The sequence below is a fragment of the Devosia riboflavina genome, from assembly GCF_000743575.1.
Taxonomy (GTDB): Bacteria; Pseudomonadota; Alphaproteobacteria; order Rhizobiales; family Devosiaceae; genus Devosia; species Devosia riboflavina.
In genome coordinates this window covers 168,245-189,453 of the sequence record NZ_JQGC01000004.1, presented here as the reverse complement: position 1 = coordinate 189,453, position 21,209 = coordinate 168,245, and the positions used below count along the sequence as shown (strand labels likewise).

Below are 21,209 nucleotides of genomic sequence, written 5' to 3'. Positions count from 1 at the left end.
CCGCTTGAGACTAGAGCCATGTGGGCCGGCAGGCCAAGGCCTCGGGGCCGATTTATTCGCTGAGTTCCATTTCCTGCTTCAGGCGGCTCAGCATGCTGGTTGCGTAAGCGGCGTAGGGGCCGATCCAGCGCTCGTGGATGGCGTGGACGGGCAGGGCATCGAGATGGTTCCAGCGCTCGCGGCCGCGACGCTCGGCGACGACGAGGCCGGCTTCTTCCAAGACGCCGAGATGTTGCATGACGGTGCAGCGGTCGAGCTCGGGGAAGTAAGCGCAGAGCGTTCCGGTCGTGGCGGGGCCAGCCTTGAGCGCATCGAGCATGCGCCGGCGGATGCGGTGGCTGAGGGCCTTGAAAATGAGGTCGTCTGCGTCGTCTGTTGACATGTTATATTTTTATAACATATGTTTTCGAGGGTCAAGCGAGAGGAGTGGAAAATGCGCGCAGTGGTCAGCAAGGGGCCGCGTCCTAGCCCGGAATTTTCGGTGTCGGGCCGGATCAGCAAGCCGGTGCATCAGGTGTTCGAGGCGGTGGCCGACCCGAAGGAATTATCGGGCTATTTCACGACGGGTGGGGCGAAGGGGCGGCTGGAAACCGGCGCGACCGTCACGTGGGACTTTCACGATTTTCCCGGCGCGTTTCCCGTGCATGTCGTCGAGGTGGTGCAGGACGAGAAGATCGTGCTGCGCTGGGGAGCGGCGGACGGCGATGATGAGGCTGGGAACTACGAGACGACGGTGACGATGACTTTTGCGGGGCTCGAAGACGGTCGCACGCTGGTGACTATTCACGAGGGCGGATGGCGCGACAATGCTGCGGCGCAGAAGGCGTCATATGGCAATTGCGAGGGCTGGACCGGCATGCTCTGCGCCATGAAGGCTTATGTGGAGCACGGGATCAACTTGCGGAGTGGATTCTACAAGTAGGGGTAAGCTTTTGGATTTGCGTCCTCAATTTATGTTCCGTCGTCACCACCAGGCTTGTCCCGGTGGTCCCCAGCGGAGGTGAGATGGATTGCCGGGACAAGCCCGGCAATGACGATGGAAGGGTTGGGTCGGGGCTAGGGGCTAGGGGAGCAGTGCCTTGAGCCTCAGCAGGGCTATGCGTTCGACCTGGGCGCAGGCGGTGGCGAATTCTTCTTCGGCGCTATTTGTGACGCGCTTCTCGAAGGCTTGGAGAATGCTGGTTTTGGTGTTGTCGCGGACGGCGATGATGAAGGGGAAGCCGAATTTTTGCACATAGTTGGTGTTGAGCGCTGTGAATTGCTCGCGCTCGGCATCGGTCAGGGCGTCGAGGCCGGCTGAGGCCTGTTCGGCGGTGGAGTCGGCGGTGAGGCGCTTGGCGGCGGCGAGTTTGCCGGCGAGGTCAGGGTGGGCACGGAGGACGGCGAGGCGTTCTTCCGGCGTTGCGGCGCGGAATTGGGTGCGGAGGGCAAAGTGGAGACCGACGGCGGTGTCATTTGCCGGAGCGAGTTCGCCGTCCCAGGCGCGTTCGGCGATCCAGGCGGAATGCTCGAAGATGTAGCCGTAGCGGGTGACGAAATCGGCGCGGTCGAGCTGGCTGGGGATGACTTCGGGGGCTTTGTAGGGGTGATGCTCGGCCCAGTGCTGGGCGATCTCGAGACGAGTCGGGACCCAGACTTTGTCAAAAGTCCTGACGTAATCCACGAACTTTTTCAGGCCCTGGAAACGGCCCGGCTGGCCGACGAGGCGGCAGTGGAGACCGAGGGACATCATCTTGGGGCTGCCGGCCTGGCCTTCGGCGTAGAGGCAATCGAAGGTGTCTTTCAGGAACTGGAAATATTCCTCGCCATTGTCGAAGCCGGGGCCGGTGACGAAGCGCATGTCGTTGGTCGAGAGGGAATAGGGGATGATGAGCTGCGGCTTGCCGTGGATGACTTTCCAATAGGGGAGGTCATCGTCGTAGGTATCTGAAATGTAAGCGAAACCGCCTTGTTCGGCGACAAGGTCGACGGTGTTGAGCGAGGAACGGCCGGTGTACCAGCCGAGGGGGCGGGAGCCGGTGGCGAGCGTGTGGAGGCGGATCGCTTCGGCGATCTGGGCGCGCTCTTCTGCGGGCGACATGTCCTTGTGCTGCACCCACTTGTAGCCGTGGGAGGCGATTTCCCAGCCGGCTTCCTGCATGGCGGCGAGCTGTTCGGGGGCGCGCATCAGGGCGGTGGCGACGCCGTAGATGGTGACGGGGAGACTGGCTTCGGTGAAGAGGCGGTGGAGGCGCCAGAAGCCGGCGCGGGCGCCGTATTCGTACATGCTCTCCACATTGGCGTGGCGCTGGCCGGGCCAGGGCGCGGCGCCGAGCACGTCGACGAGGAAGGCTTCGGAGGCCGCGTCGCCGTGGAGAATATTGTTCTCGCCGCCCTCTTCGTAATTGAGCACGAATTGCACCGCCACATGGGCACCGCCGGGCCAGTTCGCATTGGGAATATTGCGGCCATAGCCTTGCATGTCACGGGGGTAGCGGTTCATCGATGTCTCATTCGTCGTAGGAGTCTGCGTCAACGTAAGCGCAAGTCCGGTGATTGCGCTAGATGGCGCCAGGCAATTGCAGCTCTTCGAAATAGCCCTTGGCGTGATCGAAGAAGATGGCAGGCGCCAAGTGGAGCGATGTGCCGGCGCGGACCAGGATGCCGAAGCGATTGGTAGGCAGGCCGCTATCGCTGAGGGGTTTGAAGATGAGCCGGCCGTCGGCGATTTCGTTCTGCGCGCCGATGGGCGTCATGATCGAGAGGTAATGGCCACCTAGCGCCAGTTCGACCAGCATGCGGATGGAGTTGACCTCGACCATGGGCGGCAGCATGGAGCCGGAGCGGCGGAGGAAGGGTTCGATCACCTCACGGATGGAGATTTCCGGGCGGGCCACGGCGAGCGCGTGGTCGAGGCACTGGTCCATGGTGAGATTTTGCGCCGAGGCCAGGGGGTGATCGGGCACCATGACGGCGCCGATGTGGACGTCGCGGCGGAAGGCGATATCGACCTGGCGCGGGGGCTTGGCGATGAAGCCGAAGCCGATGTCCACGCGCTCTTCGACGAGGCGTTCGACGACTTCGCTGGAGGAGACGATCGAGAGATCGATGGTGAGGCGCGGATAGCGCTTGCCGAATTCAGTGATGAGGCGGGGAAGGAAGGAGAGGCCGACGCTTTCCACGGTGCCGATGCGGACGACGCCGGCGCGGACACCGCGCAAGAGTTCGATCTCGGAAACGGCGGCTTCCATGGGGGCGGTCAGGCGGCGCGAATGGCGGAAGAGGATTTCGCCGGCGGGCGAGAGACGCATGCGGCGCTTGTCGCGGAGGAAGAGCGTGATGCCTAGGGCATCTTCCAGTTGGGCGACTTGTCGGGTCACGGCGGAGGAGGCGACGTTGAGGCGGCGGGCGGCTTCGCGGATCGACAGGTGGGTGGCGACGGCGTTGAAGTAGAGCAGCGAGGGCTGGTGGAAGACGCGGGCGAGGAGGCCGGCGGAAAGTGCATGTTCGCGGGGGCGTTCGGCGGTTGGGCTCTTGTCGGTCATGATGGGACTTGCTGTTGCCGTTTTGGCAGCATAGTGCTTCCAATTTGAGAGTATCAAGAGCAGATTCAGGGTTCTATGGTGCTCTTCGGGGAAACGAATTGCGCATGTTGCACCGAAACGGCCCCACGTTCGGGCGGCATGCAGAGGAGCAGCATATGGCCGGTGGACGCCTTACCACTCACGTTCTCGACACGATGGCGGGCAAGCCGGCGCGCGGCATGCGGCTCGAACTGCACTTCGTGCATGGCGACCACACGCATCATCTGGGCGACAGCTATACGAACGCGGATGGACGGGTGGATCAGCCGCTCTTGGCGGACGATCAGTTCCAGCAGGGCGAGTTCGAAATCCGCTTCCATGTCGGGCAGTATTTCGAGCGCATCGGGGTCGAGCTGGAGACGCCATTTCTCGACGTGGTGCCGATCCGGTTCACGATTTCCGAAGACAAGCACTATCACGTGCCGCTGCTGGTCAGCCCCTTTGCTTACTCAACCTATCGGGGGAGTTGAGCCATGGTGGAGGTTGCGAGCGCCATTCGGTTCCTCCTCAATGGCGAAGAAATCACCCTCACCGATGTCGCGCCCGATTTGACGCTGCTCGATTGGCTGCGTCTGGAGCGGCGTCTTCGCGGGTCGAAGGAAGGCTGCGCCGAGGGCGATTGCGGGGCTTGCACCGTGCTGGTCGGGCGGCTCTTTGGCGACGAAATCATTTATGATGCCGTGACGGCTTGTATCCGGTTCGTCGGGAGCCTCCATGGCACGCATGTGGTGACCATCGAGCATCTGCGCGGCGAGAATGGTGCGCTGCATCCGGTGCAGCAGGCGATGGTCGATCATCATGGCTCGCAGTGTGGTTTTTGCACGCCGGGTTTTGTGATGAGCCTCTATGGGCTTTGGATGCGCAATCCGAGCCCGACGCGGCCGGCGATCGAGAAAGCGCTGCAGGGGAATCTTTGCCGTTGCACGGGCTATGCGCCGATCATTCGCGCTGGCGAGTCCATGGGGAGTTATGGGCAGCCGCAGGGCGATGTGCTTTGGGCCGAGCGCATTGCTGTGAAGGAGAAGATTAAGGCGTTCAACGATGGGCGCCGCGTTGTTATCGGCGAGGGCGACAAGCAGATCATCGTGCCGGCGAGCCTTGATGATTTTGCTGCCGTGTATGAAGCCAATCCTAATGCGCGGATCGTGGCGGGTTCGACCGATGTCGGGCTGTGGGTGACGAAGTTCATGCGCAATATCGGGCCGGTGATCTTTATCGGCCATTTGCAGGAATTGAAGCGCATCGCCGAGAACGCCAGCGAAGTGCGCTTTTATGCGGGTGTTTCATATTCGGAAGCGCTGCCGGTTATTTCGGCGAATTTCCCGCAGCTTGGGGAGCTGTGGAACCGCATTGCCGGTGAGCAAATCCGCAATATGGGAACCATGGGTGGGAACATCGCCAATGGGTCGCCGATTGGCGATACGCCGCCGCCGTTCATTGCGCTGGGCGCCAAGCTCAGTCTGCGCCGGGGTGAGCATCGGCGCGAGATCAAGCTGGAAGATTACTTCGTTGCCTATGGCAAGCAGGATCGCCAGCCGGGCGAGTTCATCGAGAGCGTGACGTTGCCGTTGCTGCCGGCGGGCGAGAAGTTTGCGACCTACAAGATTTCCAAGCGGCGCGAGGAGGATATTTCGGCCCTGTGTGGGGCCTTCCGGATTTTCGTCAACGATGCCGGCACGGTCGGGATGGCGCGGATTGCCTTTGGCGGCATGGCGGCGACGCCGAAGCGAGCCAAGGCGGTCGAGGCGATGCTGGTTGGCAAACCGTGGACGATGGAGACGGTGGAGGCTGCGCTGGCCGCTTTTGAGGTGGATTATCAGCCGATCAGCGATATGCGCGCTTCGGCGGAATATCGGCTTCTTACCGCGCAGAACCTGCTCAAGCGGTTTTTCCTCGAAACGTCGGGGCAGGGTGAGCGGCTGAAGAGGGAGGTGGCGTAATGAACAAGCATCAATCTCCTATCAACCTCGCGGTGCTGCATACCAATACGCGGCACGATAGCGGGCCCAAGCATGTGACGGGTACGGCCGAATATATCGACGATATGGCCGAGCCGGTGGGCACTATGCATGCCTATTTGGGGCTTTCGACCAAGCCGCATGCCGAGATCGTCGGCATGGATTTTTCGGAGGTTCTGAAGGCGCCGGGCGTCATTGGTGTTCTTACCAATGACGACGTGCCGGGCGAACTCGATATCAGCTCAGCGCATGTGCATGACGAGCCGCTGTTTGCGCAGGGTGTGACGCATTTCTGGGGGCAGCCGCTGTTTGCCGTGGTGGCCGAGACGCGCGACGAGGCGCGACGGGCGACGCATCTGGCGAAGGTCGAGTACAAAGACCTTTCCTACTTTACCGATGTGCGTTCGGCCCAGGCGGCCGGCGGCAAGCTGGTGACACCGCCGCTGAAACTGGAGCGAGGAGATGTGAAGGCCGGTTTGGCCGGAGCGCCGCACCGGGCCAAGGGCGCAATCACCATTGGCGGGCAGGACCATTTTTATCTTGAGGGGCAGATAGCCCTCGCCGTCCCCGGGGAGGACGAGGACGTCATCGTCAATTCCTCGACCCAGCACCCGACCGAGGTGCAGTTGATCGTCGCGCATGCGCTGGGCATCCGGCAGAATGCGGTGACGGTCAATGTGCGTCGCATGGGCGGCGGCTTTGGCGGCAAGGAAACGCAGGGCAATCTCTTTGCCGTGGTGGCGGCGCTGGCGGCCAAGAAGTGGAACCGGGCCTGCAAGATCAGGCCGGACCGCGACGACGATATGAGCGCGACGGGCAAGCGGCACGATTTCGTGGTCGATTATGATGTCGGCTATGACGAGACCGGCAAGATCCATGCGGTGGATGCGGTCTATGCGGCGCGGGGCGGGTTTTCGGCTGATCTTTCAGGGCCGGTGACGGACCGGGCGCTGTTCCACTGCGACAATGCCTATTGGTATCCCGCTGTGCGGGCGCGGTCGGAGCCGCTTTATACCAATACCGTGTCCAATACGGCCTTTCGTGGCTTTGGCGGGCCCCAGGGCATGGTGGGGGCTGAGCGCTGGATCGAGGACATTGCCTATGCGCTGGGCAAGGATCCGCTCGATATTCGCAAGGCTAATTTTTACGGCACCGATACCGACAATGTGACGCCGTATCATCAGGTGGTGGAGGACAATATCATCCATCGCGTGGTGGATGAGCTGGAGGCGTCGTCGGATTATCAGGCGCGGCGCAAGGCGATTGTCGCGTTCAACAAGACGAGCAAAATCCTCAAGAAGGGGATTTCGCTGACGCCGGTGAAGTTCGGCATCTCGTTCACGGCGACCTGGTACAATCAGGCGGGCGCGCTGGTGCACGTCTACAAGGATGGCTCGATCCATCTTTCGCATGGCGGCACCGAGATGGGGCAGGGGCTCTATATCAAGGTGGCGCAGGTGGTGGCCGATGCGTTCGGGGTGAACCTCGACACGGTCAAGATCATGGCGACCTCGACGGGGAAGGTGCCCAATACCTCGGCGACGGCGGCATCGTCAGGCTCCGATCTCAATGGCATGGCGGCTTATGATGCTTGCCGGCAGATCAAGGAGCGGTTGGTTGCGCATGCGGCCAAGCTGCATCAGGTGGAAGAAAGCGCCTGCGAGTGGGTGCAGGGGGGCATTCAGGCGGGATCGAAATTCGTTGGTTTCGCTGAACTGGCAGCCTCGGCCTATATGAACCGCGTGCAGCTTTCGGCGGCGGGCTTTTATAAGACCCCCAAGATTCACTGGAACCGCGCTACGGGCCAGGGGCATCCGTTCTACTATTTTGCCTATGGTGCTTCGGTGAGCGAGGTGACCATTGATACGCTGACGGGCGAGTACACGGTCGATCGCGTAGATATTCTGCACGATGTGGGCAAGTCGCTGAACCCGGCGATCGATCTTGGCCAGGTGGAAGGCGCCTTTGTGCAGGGCATGGGGTGGCTGACGACGGAGGAACTGGTCTGGGATGCCAAGGGGCAACTGCGGACGCATGCGCCTTCGACGTATAAAATCCCGCTCGCGAGTGATGTGCCGCCGGTTTTCAATGTGAGGCTGGCCGAGTGGTCGGTGAACAGTGAGCCGACGATCGGGCGTTCGAAGGCTGTGGGCGAGCCGCCGTTTATGTTGGCGATGAGCGTGCCCGAAGCGCTGGGCATGGCGGTGGCGAGTGTGGCGGATTACGCGATCGCGCCGCAGCTCGATATGCCGGTGACGCCGGAGCGGGTGCTGATGGGCGTCGAGCGGCTGAAGAAGGAGATGCGGGGGTGAGAACGGTGGTTGCTTTCATTGCACCCCCACCCTCAATCCCTCCCCACAGGGGGGAGGGAGGCGCAAGCCTCAACCGTCTCGGTTCCATCGTCTCCCTCCCCCTCGTGGGGAGGGATCAAGGGTGGGGGTATTCATGACCACCTCCGCAACCCTCGAAACCTTCCTTACCGCCAATTCCGATGTCATCGCCTGCGAACTGACGTCTGTCCGTGGCTCCTCGCCGCGTGAGGAGGGGACGTTCATGCTGGTGGCGCTGGGGGCGATTTTCGGAACCATTGGGGGCGGCGCGCTCGAATATATGGTCATCGACCATGCGCGGCGGCTGATTGCCGAGGGGCGGGCCGAAGAGGCTATGGATGTGCCGCTTGGGCCGGAGATCGGGCAATGCTGCGGCGGGCGGGTGAAGGTCGAGCTGCGCTATGCGGATGCCGTCATTCGCCGGGACTATGCCGCGCGGCTGGAGGTCGAGATTGCCTCGACGCCGCAGGTCTATGTGTTTGGCGCTGGGCATGTGGGGCGGGTGCTGGCGCAGATGCTGGCGCTGCTGCCGGTGCGGATGGAAGTCATCGATACGCGGCAGGACGAACTCGACCAATTGCCGCCGGGGATTGCGCATCGGCGTGTCGCCATGCCCGAGGCGGTGGTGCGGTCGGCGCCGAAGGGCAGTGCCTTCGTGATCATGACGCATGATCATGCGCTCGATTTTCTGATTGCGGCCGAAGCGCTTAACCGGCTCGACAGTCCGTATGTCGGTATGGTTGGCTCAAAGACGAAGCGGGCCAAGTTTGCCAGTTGGTTCGTGGAGCAGGGCGGCGACAGGGCGCTTTTGCAGCGGCTGGTGTTACCTATTGGCGCGCAAGGGCTTGGGGATAAACGACCATCTGTTATTGCGGTACTAGCGGCGGCTGAAGTTATGGTCCAGATTGGGGGACGGGAAGTATCGAACGGGCAGAAGCTCACCCCCGGAAAACAGGGGGTGGCGAGTGGATTCTGATATGCCCAATCGGCTCGAACTGACCGGCATTACCAAGCAATTCCCCGGCGTTCTGGCCAATGACCATGTGTCATTTGTGGTAAAACCCGGCGAAATCCACGCGCTTCTCGGCGAAAACGGCGCCGGCAAATCCACCCTCGTCAAGATGATCTACGGCATCATGCAGCCCGATGCCGGCGAAATCCGCTGGAATGGCGAGCCAGTTGTGGTGGCCAATCCAAAGGCCGCGCGAAAACTCGGCATCGGCATGGTGTTCCAGCATTTCTCGCTGTTTGAAGCGCTGACCGTGCTTGAGAATATCGCGCTCGGGATGGATGCCAAGATCCCATCGCGCGAGCTCGAAAGCCGCATTCGCGAAGTCATGGAAACCTATGGCCTGGCGCTTGATCCGCATCGGACCGTGGCGACGCTATCGGTGGGGGAGCGGCAGCGCATCGAGATCGTGCGCGCTTTGCTGCTCAATCCGCAATTGCTCATCATGGACGAGCCTACTTCGGTGCTGACGCCGCAGGAAGTGGAGCAGCTTTTTACGGTGCTGCGCAAGCTGGCCGCCGAGGGCTGTTCGATCCTCTACATTTCGCACAAGCTGCATGAAATCAAAGCCTTGTGCGATACGGCGACCATTTTGCGGGGTGGCAAGCTGGTGGATACCTGCGATCCCAAAGAGGAGACGAGCCGCTCCATGGCCGAGAAGATGATCGGCACGGGGCTGAAGGACATCGTCAGGGCCGAGGGAAGGGCGTTTGGGCAGCCCAAGCTGGTGGTCAATCGTCTGAGCACGGGCAAGACGGGGCATTTCGATGTGCCGGTCGACAATGTCAGCTTTACCGTGCGCGCCGGCGAAATCCTGGGTGTCGCCGGGGTGGCGGGCAATGGGCAGAATGCGCTGCTCGATGCTCTTTCGGGCGAGCTGATTGGGGATGATCGCGAGGCCATCACCATCGATGGGCATGGCATCGGGTTGATGAACACGACTGAGCGGCGTCGGCAGGGGCTTTGCGCCGTGCCGGAAGAGCGCAATGGCCACGCTGCCGTGGGGGATTTTACACTCTCCGACAATTCGGTGCTGACGGCGCGCGATCGGCTCGGCATGGTGATGATGGGCCTGATCAATTCGGGCGCGGCAAAGACGTATACGGGCAAGGTGATTGCCGATTTTGCGGTGAAGGCGCTGGGGCCGGCGTCGACGGCGGGTTCTCTGTCCGGCGGGAACCTGCAGAAATACATCATGGGCCGGGAAATCCTGCAAAAGCCGAGCGTGCTGGTGGTGAGCCAGCCGACCTGGGGTGTCGATGCGGGCGCTGCGGCGGCCATTCACCAGGCGCTGGTGGATCTGGCGGCAGCGGGTTCGGCTATCGTCGTCATCAGCCAGGACCTCGACGAGCTGCGGGCGCTTTGCGATACGCTGGCGGTCATCAATATGGGACGCCTCAGCGCGGCCCGGCCGGTGAAGGATTTTAGCGTGGAAGAAATTGGGCTGCTGATGGGCGGCGTACACGGTTCGATGGAGACCGCATGATGCGCTACCGGCTCGAAAAGCGTCCTGAACCCTCCAAGCTCATGCTCTATGGTACGCCGGTCGCGGCCGTGGTGCTGACTATGATCCTCGGCTGTCTGCTGTTTTCGGCCATTGGCTACAATGGCCTGCGGGCGGTGCAGGAAATCTTCCTGACGCCGCTGACCAATCCCTACAAATGGCAGGACCTTGGCATCAAGGCGGCGCCGCTGATCATCATCGGCACCGGCCTCTCGGTCGCCTATCGCGCCAATGTCTGGAATATCGGTGCCGAGGGCCAGTACATTATCGGTGCGCTGGCGGCGACCGGTGTGGCGCTGATGACCTGGGGTATGAGCGGCTGGTGGATCCTGCCGGTGATGGCGATTGCCGGCATGGCGGCGGGCATGGCCTATGCGTCCATTCCCGCGTTTCTGAAGACGCGGCTCAACGTCAATGAAATCCTCACGAGCCTGATGCTGACCTATGCGTCGGTGCAGTTGATCTATTATCTCATCCGCGGACCGTGGAAGGACCCGATGGGTATCGGCTTCCCGCAATCGCGCCTGTTCTCAGAGGCGGCGCGGCTGCCCAACATCATTCCCGGCACGATCGTGCATCTGGGGGTGCCGATTGCGGTGATCGTGGCTTTGATCGCCTGGTTCGTGATGAGCAAGACCGTTTTCGGCTATCGTATGCGCGTGGTGGGTGCGGCGCCGCATGCGGCGCGTTATGGCGGCTTTTCCGAGACCAGGACGATCTGGCTGGCCATGCTGGTCAGCGGCGGGCTTGCAGGGCTTGCCGGCATGCTGGAGGTGGCGGGCCCATTCCAGCGCATGGTTCCGGGCTTTCCCACCAATTATGGGTTTACCGCGATTATCGTCGCTTTCCTCGGACGGCTTAATCCGCTGGGCGTGATTGTTGCAGGTGTCGTGCTTGCCATTACGTTTGTGGGCGGGCAGGTGGCGCAGACCACGATCGGATTGCCGGATGAGGCAACGGGCATTTTCCAGGCGATGATGCTGTTCCTGCTGCTCGCTGGCGATATTCTGGTGCGCTATCGCATTCGCCGTGTCAGCCCCGAAGCCAGTGTGGGAGCGGCGTGATGGACCTGACGATCGCAATTCTCGTTACTGTCGTCGGCGCTTCGACCCCCATTCTCATCGCAGCCCTGGGCGAACTGGTTGTCGAGCGCTCGGGCGTGCTCAATCTCGGCGTCGAAGGCATGATGCTGCTTGGGGCCATTGCTGGCTTCGTGGTGCAGTTTCACACCGGCAATCACTATCTGGCGCTAATCTGCGGCGCGGCGGCTGGCATGGCGGCGTCGCTGATCTTTGGGTTCCTAACGCTCTCGCTTTCGGCAAATCAGACGGCAACAGGCTTGGCGCTCACCATTTTTGGTACGGGGTTTTCGGCGCTGGCGGGGGCCTCCTATTCGGCGCGGCCGGTGACGCTTATGTCGCCCATCTTTCCCGAGCTGGCGGCACATCCGGTGTTGCGGGTGATCTTTGGCTATTCGTTCCCGGCCTACTTTGCCATTTTCATGGTCTTTGCCATCTGGTTCTTCCTCAAGAGGACGCGTGCAGGACTGATCCTGCGGGCGGTGGGCGAGAACGACCTCTCGGCGCATTCGATCGGTTATTCGGTGGTCAAGGTGCGCTATTTCGCCGTGATGTTTGGTGGCGCCATGGCCGGCATTGCCGGGGCGTGTTTCCCGCTGACGCTGACGCCGCAATGGGCCGAGGGCATGACGGCGGGCCGCGGCTGGATCGCCGTGGCGCTCGTCGTCTTTGCCTCGTGGCGGCCATTCCGCCTGCTCGGCGGCGCCTATCTCTTTGGTCTCGTGATGACCATGGAGCTTTACGCCAAGGCCGGCGGTGGCCCGCTTTCGGCCATTCCGTCCGAACTCTGGGCGGCTCTGCCCTATATCGCAACGATCGTCGTGTTGGTGCTGATTTCGCTCCGGCGCGATGCGTCTACCAATGCTCCGGCCTGCCTCGGCAAGCCGTTCATGCCCAGCAATTGAGGCGGCGCGCAACGACCGCCTCATGCAATCGGAACGTCAGTCAGGAGAAACAAAAATGACTCTGTCACGTCGTGGATTTATCAAGGTCGGTGGCGCTGCCATGACCTTGCCGCTGCTCGGCGGCACCGCTTTCGGCCAGGCCGAGAAGCTCAAGATCGGCTTCATCTATGTCGGCTCGATCAACGACAACGGCTATAACTACGCGCACAATCAGGGCCGCCTCTATGTGGAGGAGAACCTTGGCGATGCGGTTGAAACCGTGTTCGTCGAAAACGTGCCGGAAGGTCCGGACTGCGAACGCGTCGTGCGCGAACTGGCCCAGCAGGGCTGCAAGCTGATCTTTGCGACCAGCTTCGGTTTTGGTGACTCGGTGATCAAGGTCGCGCCGGAATTCCCGGATGTCGCCTTCGAACATGCTACCGGCTACATGAAGGCCGACAATGTGGGCCTCTACAATGCCCGCTTCTATGAAGGTCGCGCCGTTTGCGGCGTGATCGCCGGTCACATGTCCCAGACCGCCAAGGCCGGCTATATCGGCTCCTTCCCGATCCCGGAAGTGGTGATGGGCATCAATTCCTTCGTGCTCGCCGCGCGTCAGGTAAATCCCGAATTCACCATCACTCCGGTCTATATCTCGACCTGGAACGACCCGGCCAAGGAAGCTGACGCTGCCCGCGCCATGATCGACCAGGGCATCGACATCATTGCCCAGCACACCGATGGCCCGGCCGCCCTGCAGGTTGCCGCCGACCGCGGCATCGTGGGTGGTTTTGGTCAGGGCGCCGACATGTCGGCCTTTGCTCCGGATACCCAGCTCACCGCCATCATCGACCACTGGGGTCCGCACTACCTGGCTTCGGCCAAGGCTGTGCTCGAAGGCACTTGGGCTCCCGGCGACACCTGGGAAGGCCTCAAGGAAGACGTGGTCCAGATGGGTCCGTATCACTCCAAGGTGCCCGCCGATGTTGTCACCGCTGCAGAAGCCATGCGCACCGGCCAGATCGACGGTTCAGTTCACATCTTCACCGGCCCGATCAATGACCACACCGGCACCGAACGCGTTGCCGCCGGCGTCACCATGACCGATGCCGAGCTGCTCAGCATGGACTGGTATGTCGAAGGCGTTATTCCGCCCGCTTGATTGCGGTTGGGATACCGACATTTGGGGGCGGGCTCACGCCCGCCCCTTTTCACGACTGAGAGGACGGGGCGATGGGCGATCTGGCAATTTTCTATGAGTGGCTGATGTTCGCCGTGCGCTGGCTGCACGTGATTACCGCCATCGCCTGGATCGGGTCGTCCTTCTATTTCATCGCGCTCGATCTTGGGCTGCGCAAGACGCCGAGCCTGCCGCCGCTCGCCCATGGCGAGGAATGGCAGGTGCATGGTGGAGGCTTTTATCACATCAACAAATATCTGGTGGCGCCGGAATTTCTTCCCGAGCACCTGACCTGGTTCAAGTGGGAGAGCTACTGGACCTGGATGAGTGGCGCGATGCTGCTGGCGCTGATCTATTATGTTGGTGCCGACATTTATCTCGTTGATCGCAATGTGCTCGATATTCCGAGCTGGGGCGCTATCCTGCTTTCGATCGGGTCGATCGTCTTGGGCTGGGTGCTCTATGACGCGCTCTGCAAGTCGCCGATTGGACAATCGACAACCGGGCTGATGCTGGTGCTGTTCGCCATTCTGGTGGCGGCGAGCTGGGGTTATACGCAGCTCTTCACCGGCCGCGCGGCCATGCTGCATATGGGCGCTTTTACCGCGACCATCATGGCGGCGAACGTGGCCATGATCATCATTCCCAACCAGAAGATTGTGGTGGGCGATCTCAAGGTGGGCAAGGTGCCCGATGCCAAGTACGGAAAAATCGCCAAGCAGCGCTCGCTGCATAACAACTACCTGACGCTGCCTGTCATTTTCTTCATGCTCTCGTCCCACTATCCGCTGGCTTTTGCCACGCAGTGGAACTGGATCATTGCCTCGCTGATCTTCCTCGTTGGCGTGGTCATCCGGCACTATTTCAACACGCGCCACGCGCGGAAGGGCAATCCGCACTGGACCTGGGGCGTGGCGGTCATCCTCTTCATCGTTATTGCCTGGCTGTCGACGGCGCCGAAGCTGCCGGGGCTTGATACCGAGACGCTGGCCAGCGCGACCGGCGAGCGATTTATGGCGACGGAGCATTTTGCTTCGGCAAGCCTGACCGTGCAGACGCGTTGCGCTATGTGCCACACGGCGGAGCCAGCTTGGCCTGGTGTGTTTGAAGCGCCGAAGAATGTCATCCTCGACAATGATGTGGCGATTGCCAACCACGCCAAGGATATCGCCATGCAGGCGGGCTATGCCCATGCCATGCCGCCGGGCAATGTCACTGAAATGACGGCGGAGGAGCGGGCGCTTCTCGTCGAGTGGTTCCGCGAGGGTTCGCGCTCATGAGCCGCACCATCCTGCGCGGTCGCGTGCTGAGTTTTTCGCGCGCGCCGGAAAGTATCGAGGATAGCGAGAGTTATCTCTATCTTAAGGACGGCGCGGTCAGCATCGAGGATGGGCTCATTACCGCTGTCGGTGATTTCGCCGCGGTGGGCAGGGCAGATGCTGTCGTCATCGACCATCGGCCGAACCTGATCATGGCTGGCTTCATCGACATGCACCTGCACTATGTGCAGAGCCAGATGATGGCTTCCTATGCCGGATCGCTGCTCGAATGGCTCAATACCTACACTTTCGTTGAAGAGCAGAAGTTTTCGCAGCAGGGGCATGCCAATGCCGTTGCCGTCGATTTCTATGATGCGCTGATCCGGCATGGGACGACGACGGCTGTCGCCTATTGCTCGAGCCATCCGCGTTCGGTGGACGCCTTCTTTGCCGAGGCGCAGCGGCGCAATATGCTGATGGTCGGCGGCAAGGTGATGATGGATCGCAATGCGCCGGAAGACCTGCTGGATACGGCGCAATCGAGCTATGACGACACCAAGGCGCTGATTGCCCGCTGGCACAAAAGGGGCAGGGGGCTCTACGCCATCTCGCCGCGCTTTGCCATTACCTCGACGCCGGAGCAGATGGAGATGGCACAGGCGCTGGTGGCTGAGCACGGGGACTGCCATGTGCAGACGCATCTGAGCGAAAACGACGCCGAGATCACCTATTCCATGGAGCTTTATCCGGATGCGCCTGATTATACGGGCATCTACGAGCGCTATGGGCTGCTCACCGAGCGGACGCTGCTGGGCCATTCGATCCACCTCAACCACCGCGAGACGGCGGCGATTGCCAATGCCGGGGCGGTGGCGGTGTTTTGTCCGACGTCGAACCTCTTCCTCGGTTCGGGGCTGTTCGATAGGGACCGGATGGTGAAGCACGGGGTGCGGATCGGGCTTGCGACCGATATCGGCGCGGGCACGAGCTTTTCCATGCTCAAGACGATGGACGAGGCCTTTAAGGTGCTGCAATTGCGTGGCCAGCGCTTCAATCCGCTGGCTTCGTTCCATCTCGCGACGCGGGGCAATGCCGAGGCGCTGGGGCTGGCCGATACGATTGGCAGCGTGGCGCCGGGGCGGGCCGCGGACCTTGTCGTGCTCGATGCGCGGGCGACCCCGACCATGCGGATGCGCATGGCGACGGTCGAGACGCTGGTCGAGGAGCTGTTCCTTTTGCAGACGCTTGGCGACGACCGCGCCATCTCGGAGGTCTATGTTGCTGGCGCAAGGGCGAAGTCAACTTTAGGCGGGTTGTGAGGCAGGCCGCGATGGCCTAAAGCTGTCGCCAAACTGTTATCGTTAGGACCCCCCGGCATGAGCACTTATCTGACGAAATCCGGCCTTTCCCTGCACCCTCTGCTGGTGGATTTCGTAGAAAAAGAAGCGCTCAAGGGCCTCGCCATTTCTGCTGATCAGTTCTGGGACGGCTTTGCGAACCTGCTGCGTGAACACGTTTCGACCAATGCACGGCTGCTCGCCCGGCGCGACGACCTGCAGAGCCAGATCGACGAATGGCATCACAAATATGGTCCGGTGACCAATAACCCGCAGGGCTATGAATTCTTCCTCAGGGATATCGGCTATCTCGTTGACGAACCTGCTGATTTCACAATTGAGACCGAGAATCTCGATCCGGAAATTTCCAGCATTTGTGGTCCGCAATTGGTGGTGCCGGTTTCCAATGCCCGTTACGCGCTGAACGCGGCCAATGCCCGCTGGGGCAGCCTTTATGACGCGCTTTATGGCACCGATGCCATTTCGCGCGATGGCGAGCTGGCGCCGGGCACGGGGTTCAATGCGGCCCGCGGCGCTGCCGTGGTGGCGCGTGCGGCGCAGTTCCTCGATTCGAGCTTTCCGCTGGCGACCGGCAGCCATGCCGACGTTACGGGCTATCACGTGGTCAAGGATGGCGAGACGCGCTTCTTTGAGGTCGAGACGGCGGCTGGTCGCACCGGTCTCCGCGACCCCTCGGCCTTTGTCGGCTATGCTGGCAGCCAGGAAAGCGCGGAACTCGTTTTGCGCCACAATGGCCTCCACGTCATTCTCGCCATCGACTTCAAGAGCCCAATTGGCTCGACGCACAAGGCCGGCCTCTCCGATGTCATCGTCGAGTCGGCGCTGACGACCATTCAGGACTGCGAAGACTCGGTTGCGGCCGTGGATGCGGAGGACAAGGTCGGCGTCTACCGCAATTGGCTCGGCCTCAATAACGGCACGCTGGAAGACACGTTTGAAAAGGGCGGCAAGACCGTTACGCGTCGCCTCAAGGCGGATCGCACCTATAAGGATGTGAACGGCCAGCCTCTGGTGCTGAAGGGGCGTTCGCTTCTGCTGGTGCGCAATGTGGGGCACCTGATGACGACCGACGCGGTGCTGCTCGATGGCAAGCCGGTGGGCGAGGGGCTGATGGACGCTGCCGTGACGGCGCTTTGCGCGCTGCACGACAAGGGCGATAATTCGCGCACGGGCTCGATCTATGTCGTGAAGCCCAAGATGCACGGGCCGGAAGAAGTCGCCTTTGCCTGCGCCATCTTCGCGTCGGTGGAAAGCTTCCTGGGGCTCAAGCCGAACACGATCAAGATCGGCATCATGGACGAGGAGCGTCGCACCTCGGCCAATCTCAAGGCTGCGATCTATGAGGCGCGGGCACGCGTGTTCTTCATCAATACCGGCTTCCTCGACCGCACTGGCGACGAAATCCATACTTCGATGGAAGCCGGCGCCGTGCTGCGCAAGGACGAGATCAAGTCCGAGCGCTGGATTTCTTCCTATGAAGACCGCAACGTCCTGATCGGGCTTGCCTGCGGGTTCTCGGGCAAGGCGCAGATCGGCAAGGGCATGTGGGCGCGGCCGGATGATATGGCAGCGATGCTCGACGCCAAGATCGGCCATCCGAATGCCGGTGCCAACACCGCCTGGGTACCGTCGCCGACCGCCGCGACGCTCCATGCGCTGCACTATCATCAGGTCGATGTGTTCGAAGCGCAGACGCGCCGCCACAATCAAGCGGTGCCGGGGCTGTCGGACCTGTTCTCCATGCCGGTACAGGCGCCTTATTCGTTGAGCCGCGAGGAGATCACCCGCGAACTCGAGAACAATGCGCAGGGCATTCTGGGCTATGTGGTGCGCTGGGTGCAGCAGGGGGTGGGCTGTTCCAAGGTGCCCGACATCAACAATGTCGGGTTGATGGAAGACCGCGCCACCTGCCGCATCTCCTCGCAGGCCGTGGCCAATTGGCTGCGCCATGGTCTTGTGAGCCGCGACGAGGTGACGTCCACCTTCGAACGCATGGCCGTCATCGTCGACCAACAGAACGAAGGCGATCCGATCTATCGGCCGATGGCTGAAAACTATCAGTCGGTGGCGTTTCAGGCGGCGCTGGATCTGGCGCTCAAGGGTGCGGATCAGCCGAGCGGCTATACCGAGCCGATCCTGCATGCCGCGCGCCGCAAGGTGAAGGCGCGCGACGCGAAGTAGGTCAATTACAAAAATCCCCGCAGAAGCGGGGGTTTTTATTGGGATCAATAGTAGACGATGCGCGTGTCGTTCAGCAGGACGCGGAGAATTCTGTACGCGTAGAAGAATGCGGCAATGCCGAGGGTCACGATGATCAGCAGGAACCAGATGATCGCGTGGCCGATAGACGATCCCAGATTGAACTGGCAGTCGAGTTTGCCAATGGCCCGGCCGCTGGCGTCTAGGACCTCGGTGCGGTTGAGCACGGCCTTGTTGAAGTAATAGGGAAAGACCAGCAGGGCCAGGCCGAGCGTGACTATTGTCAGTAGCACCCAGATGATGACTTGGCCGATGGTTTCGACAAGTCCGAAGTCGCACCGGAATTTTGCCGGTACGCCCGAAGTTCCAAACGATGACATGATTTGCCCCCCTATATAGCGGGGCAAATCTAGTTTGGCCTTGTCTGGTTGGCTAGGTCAGACTTCCATGAAGGCAACGCGGGCGGCGCGGGCCATCTGGACCAGCACCATGTGCATGTCCTGCGGGACGGTGATCGGCTTTTCGAAGAAGATGCGCCTGACGTCGTCGCCATGGGCGATGTCGATGCCTTCAGCGTCGATGCCGGTGAGGACCCACTTGCCGCTCGGTGCCTTGGCGTAGTGGCGGGCATAGAGGTCGACGGCCTCGAAATGATCTTCGTTCATGTGCTCGACGGCATTGCCTTCGGCGGCGGCGAGGGCCGGGTCGCCGTTGGAGAGCAGGTCTTCGGCGGTGAGGGCGAAGGCCTTGCCGAAGCCGCCATTGAGGCTGGCTGAGCGCGGTTCGAGGCGAACGAAGCGGAAATCGCCTAATTCGGCATAGAGCTTTGCCTTGGGCTGGTGGGCGAGATAGCGGGCGGCGATGCGCTGGCTATCGGGATCGTCGCGTTCGAGGATTTTGGCTTCCGCTGCGATGGAAATGCGCGGATGGGCGAGGGGATCGCCCTTGCCGGTTTCGCCGAGCAGCAGCGAGCAGCGGCCATCGGCCTTAAGGGCGGGGAAATGGGCGGCGAGGCCGGAGATCAAGAGGACCGGGGCGCCGTCGAAATCGGTCGAGACGCCAACGCGGGTGACTTGGGGAGCACCGGTCTGCGGATCGAGCGTCGCGAGCGCGCCGTAGCGGGCGGAACGGAGCAGGGTTTTGGCGAGGCGGCGGGCTTCGTCGCTGGTCGGCTGCAATACGGACTTTTCTTCCGCCATCATGGGGCTCCCTCAAATGCTGCAGCGGCACTAAGGGATTAAATGCTGATCGTCAATGTCAGATTAGTTCGTGGATCGGCAGGGTGATGCCGGTACCCTCGTGGAAAATCTCGATGTCGTTGGCGAGGAGCGTGGTGGCGGTGCTGATGGGCTCGCCGGTGCCGGGATTGCGCGCGTAGCGGGGGTGGGCGCCCGAGGCAATGAGGAGGCGCAGGCGGTGGCCGGCGCGGAAGCTATGGGCGGTGGCGTGAAGGGGGAAGGTGAGAGCCCAACTGCCATCGGCTTCGGCTTTGGTTTCGGGCGTTACGCGAAGAAGACCATCGCAGATATTGGTCGAGAGGCCATTGGGGTCGACATCTGAGAGGCGGACGAAGAAGTCGGCGTGAGGTAGGCTGGCGCGGGCGTGCAGGCGGACCTGGCACTGGCCGATAATGGTCAGCGGTTTTAGGAGCACGGGGCCGGTATAGGTGAGGACATCCGGGCGGGTTTCGAGCGGGGAATTGTCCTGGGCGCCGGCGCCGGTGAAGGCGAAGATGGCGCCGCCGAGATTGGGTGTCGGCTCGTTGGGATCGTAGCGGTATTGGTCACTGCCGGTGCTGCCGCTGTTTTCCAGCAATTGCTTGTTGGCGCCGAGGTTGAGGTTCAGCGGCGAGGGCGGGCCGGGCGGGTAGCGGTCGAACTCGTGCCATTCGTTCTCGCCGGATACATGGATGCGGACCGGGTTTTTGCGGAGGCCCGCGGTGTCGCCCAGAAGTTTGGCGCGCATCCAGATCAGGGTTTCGCGCAGGTTGTCGCGCTGCAATTCCTCGGCGATGTGAAACCAGGTGCCGATGGTGAGAAAAGGCTGGTGGCCAAGCTCGACGAGGCGCTGATAGTCGGCGAGGAGCGGGTCGAGCATGAAATCGTACCAGCCGGAGATGAAGTGCACCGGCGGCGTGGTTTTGGACAGACGGTGGCTGTGGTCGATCTCTTTCCAAAAATCGTCATTGCCGATGGCGTGATTGAACCAGTGGCGCCAGAAGCCGATCTTGTGGCCTACGGCGATTTTGTCGGCCTCGATCAGCGGCAGCACTGCGGCGGCGCGGTCGGTGCGGCGTTCGATGTCGCCGGAGAACATGCGGGCGGCAGTGGCCAAGGGTCGGCTGCGCAGGCCTTCGATGACCTGGACCCAGCTCAGCCAGAGATTGAGGTGGAAGGCACCGGAGGGGAAGACCACGGGGCGGAAGTTCGAAGTCGTGACCTTGGTGGCCATGGCAGCGACCGGAGGCAGAGCGTCGGAGATGGCCCATTGGGCATAGCCGAGATAGCTGGGGCCGGTGAGGCCGATGCGGCCATCGAACCAGTCTTGATCCTTGATCCATTTGAGCGTGGCCAGGCCATCGGCGCGCTCATTGGCGAAGGGGTCAAACTCACCGCCCGAGCGCTCGGTGCCGCGGCAGGCCTGGATGACGACATGGAAGCCGCGCTCGGCATAGGCTTCGCAAATGGCGCTGAAACCCCGTCGGCCATAGGGGAGGCGCATGAGGATGGTTGGATGGGGACCATCGGCGCGCGGGGCGTAGTGGTCGGTCTTGAGGATGACGCCGTCGTTCATGACGAGGGACAGTCCGCGCGTCTTCTTCACGCCATTCAGCCGTGGCGGCAGGTCTTCGACCCAGGCGAGATAGAGCGAAGACAGGCTCATCGG

At 61.8% G+C, this 21,209-nt stretch carries 18 protein-coding genes; 12 read left to right on the top strand and 6 right to left on the bottom strand.

All coding sequences use genetic code 11. The features are described 5' to 3' along the window. Positions 1-52: 52 nt before the first annotated feature. On the bottom strand, positions 53-382 hold the full coding sequence (locus JP75_RS06290; protein ID WP_035080593.1) for an ArsR/SmtB family transcription factor: 330 nt from the start codon (positions 380-382) through the stop codon (positions 53-55). 51 nt (positions 383-433) lie between these two features. On the opposite strand from JP75_RS06290, the gene JP75_RS06285 reads away from it, so the two are divergent. Next, positions 434-922, top strand: a complete 489-nt coding sequence (locus JP75_RS06285; protein WP_051960422.1) for an SRPBCC family protein — start codon at positions 434-436, stop codon at positions 920-922. Positions 923-1,063: 141 nt separating this feature from the next. Here the strand turns inward: JP75_RS06285 and puuE are convergent, their stop codons facing one another. Both puuE and JP75_RS06275 read right to left on the bottom strand, forming a co-directional pair. Next, positions 1,064-2,482, bottom strand: a complete 1,419-nt coding sequence (puuE, locus tag JP75_RS06280) for an allantoinase PuuE (protein ID WP_035080591.1) — start codon at positions 2,480-2,482, stop codon at positions 1,064-1,066. 58 nt (positions 2,483-2,540) lie between these two features. Further along, on the bottom strand, positions 2,541-3,524 hold the full coding sequence (locus tag JP75_RS06275) for a LysR family transcriptional regulator (protein ID WP_051960421.1): 984 nt from the start codon (positions 3,522-3,524) through the stop codon (positions 2,541-2,543). A 155-nt stretch (positions 3,525-3,679) separates the two neighbouring features. Between JP75_RS06275 and uraH the strand changes: the two genes are divergently transcribed. From uraH to JP75_RS06220, 11 genes are all read left to right on the top strand, one after another. Beyond that, a complete protein-coding gene (gene uraH, locus JP75_RS06270) occupies positions 3,680-4,033 on the top strand; it encodes a hydroxyisourate hydrolase (RefSeq protein WP_035080590.1) in 354 nt (117 codons plus the stop codon). Between the two features lie 3 nt (positions 4,034-4,036). Beyond that, entirely contained in the window at positions 4,037-5,503 is a 1,467-nt protein-coding gene (xdhA, locus tag JP75_RS06265; RefSeq protein ID WP_035080589.1) for a xanthine dehydrogenase small subunit, read from the top strand. Next, a complete protein-coding gene (gene xdhB, locus JP75_RS06260) occupies positions 5,503-7,833 on the top strand; it encodes a xanthine dehydrogenase molybdopterin binding subunit (RefSeq protein ID WP_035080588.1) in 2,331 nt (776 codons plus the stop codon). Before xdhA ends, xdhB begins: the two co-directional genes overlap by 1 nt. A gap of 133 nt (positions 7,834-7,966) precedes the next feature. Next, entirely contained in the window at positions 7,967-8,827 is an 861-nt protein-coding gene (xdhC, locus tag JP75_RS06255) for a xanthine dehydrogenase accessory protein XdhC (protein ID WP_084587512.1), read from the top strand. Position 8,828: 1 nt separating this feature from the next. After that, positions 8,829-10,346, top strand: a complete 1,518-nt coding sequence (locus JP75_RS06250; RefSeq protein WP_035080586.1) for an ABC transporter ATP-binding protein — start codon at positions 8,829-8,831, stop codon at positions 10,344-10,346. Further along, complete coding sequence (locus tag JP75_RS06245; protein ID WP_035080584.1) at positions 10,343-11,428, top strand: ABC transporter permease; 1,086 nt, start codon at positions 10,343-10,345, stop codon at positions 11,426-11,428. The genes JP75_RS06250 and JP75_RS06245 overlap by 4 nt, the downstream gene beginning before the upstream one ends. Further along, positions 11,428-12,348 (top strand): ABC transporter permease, encoded by a 921-nt coding sequence (locus JP75_RS06240; protein WP_035080580.1) that lies wholly within the window; start codon positions 11,428-11,430, stop codon positions 12,346-12,348. The genes JP75_RS06245 and JP75_RS06240 overlap by 1 nt, the downstream gene beginning before the upstream one ends. Before the next feature lie 55 nt (positions 12,349-12,403). After that, the gene (locus JP75_RS06235) at positions 12,404-13,489 is read left to right on the top strand and encodes a BMP family ABC transporter substrate-binding protein (RefSeq protein ID WP_035080578.1); all 1,086 of its coding nucleotides are present in this window, start codon (positions 12,404-12,406) and stop codon (positions 13,487-13,489) included. 71 nt (positions 13,490-13,560) lie between these two features. After that, entirely contained in the window at positions 13,561-14,787 is a 1,227-nt protein-coding gene (locus JP75_RS06230; RefSeq protein WP_035080576.1) for a urate hydroxylase PuuD, read from the top strand. After that, the gene (gene guaD / locus JP75_RS06225) at positions 14,784-16,085 is read left to right on the top strand and encodes a guanine deaminase (protein WP_035080688.1); all 1,302 of its coding nucleotides are present in this window, start codon (positions 14,784-14,786) and stop codon (positions 16,083-16,085) included. Before JP75_RS06230 ends, guaD begins: the two co-directional genes overlap by 4 nt. 57 nt (positions 16,086-16,142) lie before the next feature. Next, positions 16,143-18,305: a malate synthase G gene (locus JP75_RS06220; RefSeq protein ID WP_035080574.1), complete on the top strand. Its 2,163-nt coding sequence runs from the start codon at positions 16,143-16,145 to the stop codon at positions 18,303-18,305. 44 nt (positions 18,306-18,349) lie between these two features. Here the strand turns inward: JP75_RS06220 and JP75_RS06215 are convergent, their stop codons facing one another. From JP75_RS06215 to JP75_RS06205, 3 genes are read right to left on the bottom strand one after another with little or no spacing between them, the layout of a single operon-like run. After that, complete coding sequence (locus JP75_RS06215; protein ID WP_035080573.1) at positions 18,350-18,703, bottom strand: DUF6693 family protein; 354 nt, start codon at positions 18,701-18,703, stop codon at positions 18,350-18,352. A gap of 57 nt (positions 18,704-18,760) precedes the next feature. Next, positions 18,761-19,522 (bottom strand): HugZ family pyridoxamine 5'-phosphate oxidase, encoded by a 762-nt coding sequence (locus JP75_RS06210; RefSeq protein WP_152565745.1) that lies wholly within the window; start codon positions 19,520-19,522, stop codon positions 18,761-18,763. Between the two features lie 58 nt (positions 19,523-19,580). Further along, complete coding sequence (locus JP75_RS06205; RefSeq protein ID WP_035080571.1) at positions 19,581-21,206, bottom strand: CocE/NonD family hydrolase; 1,626 nt, start codon at positions 21,204-21,206, stop codon at positions 19,581-19,583. Positions 21,207-21,209: the final 3 nt, after the last annotated feature.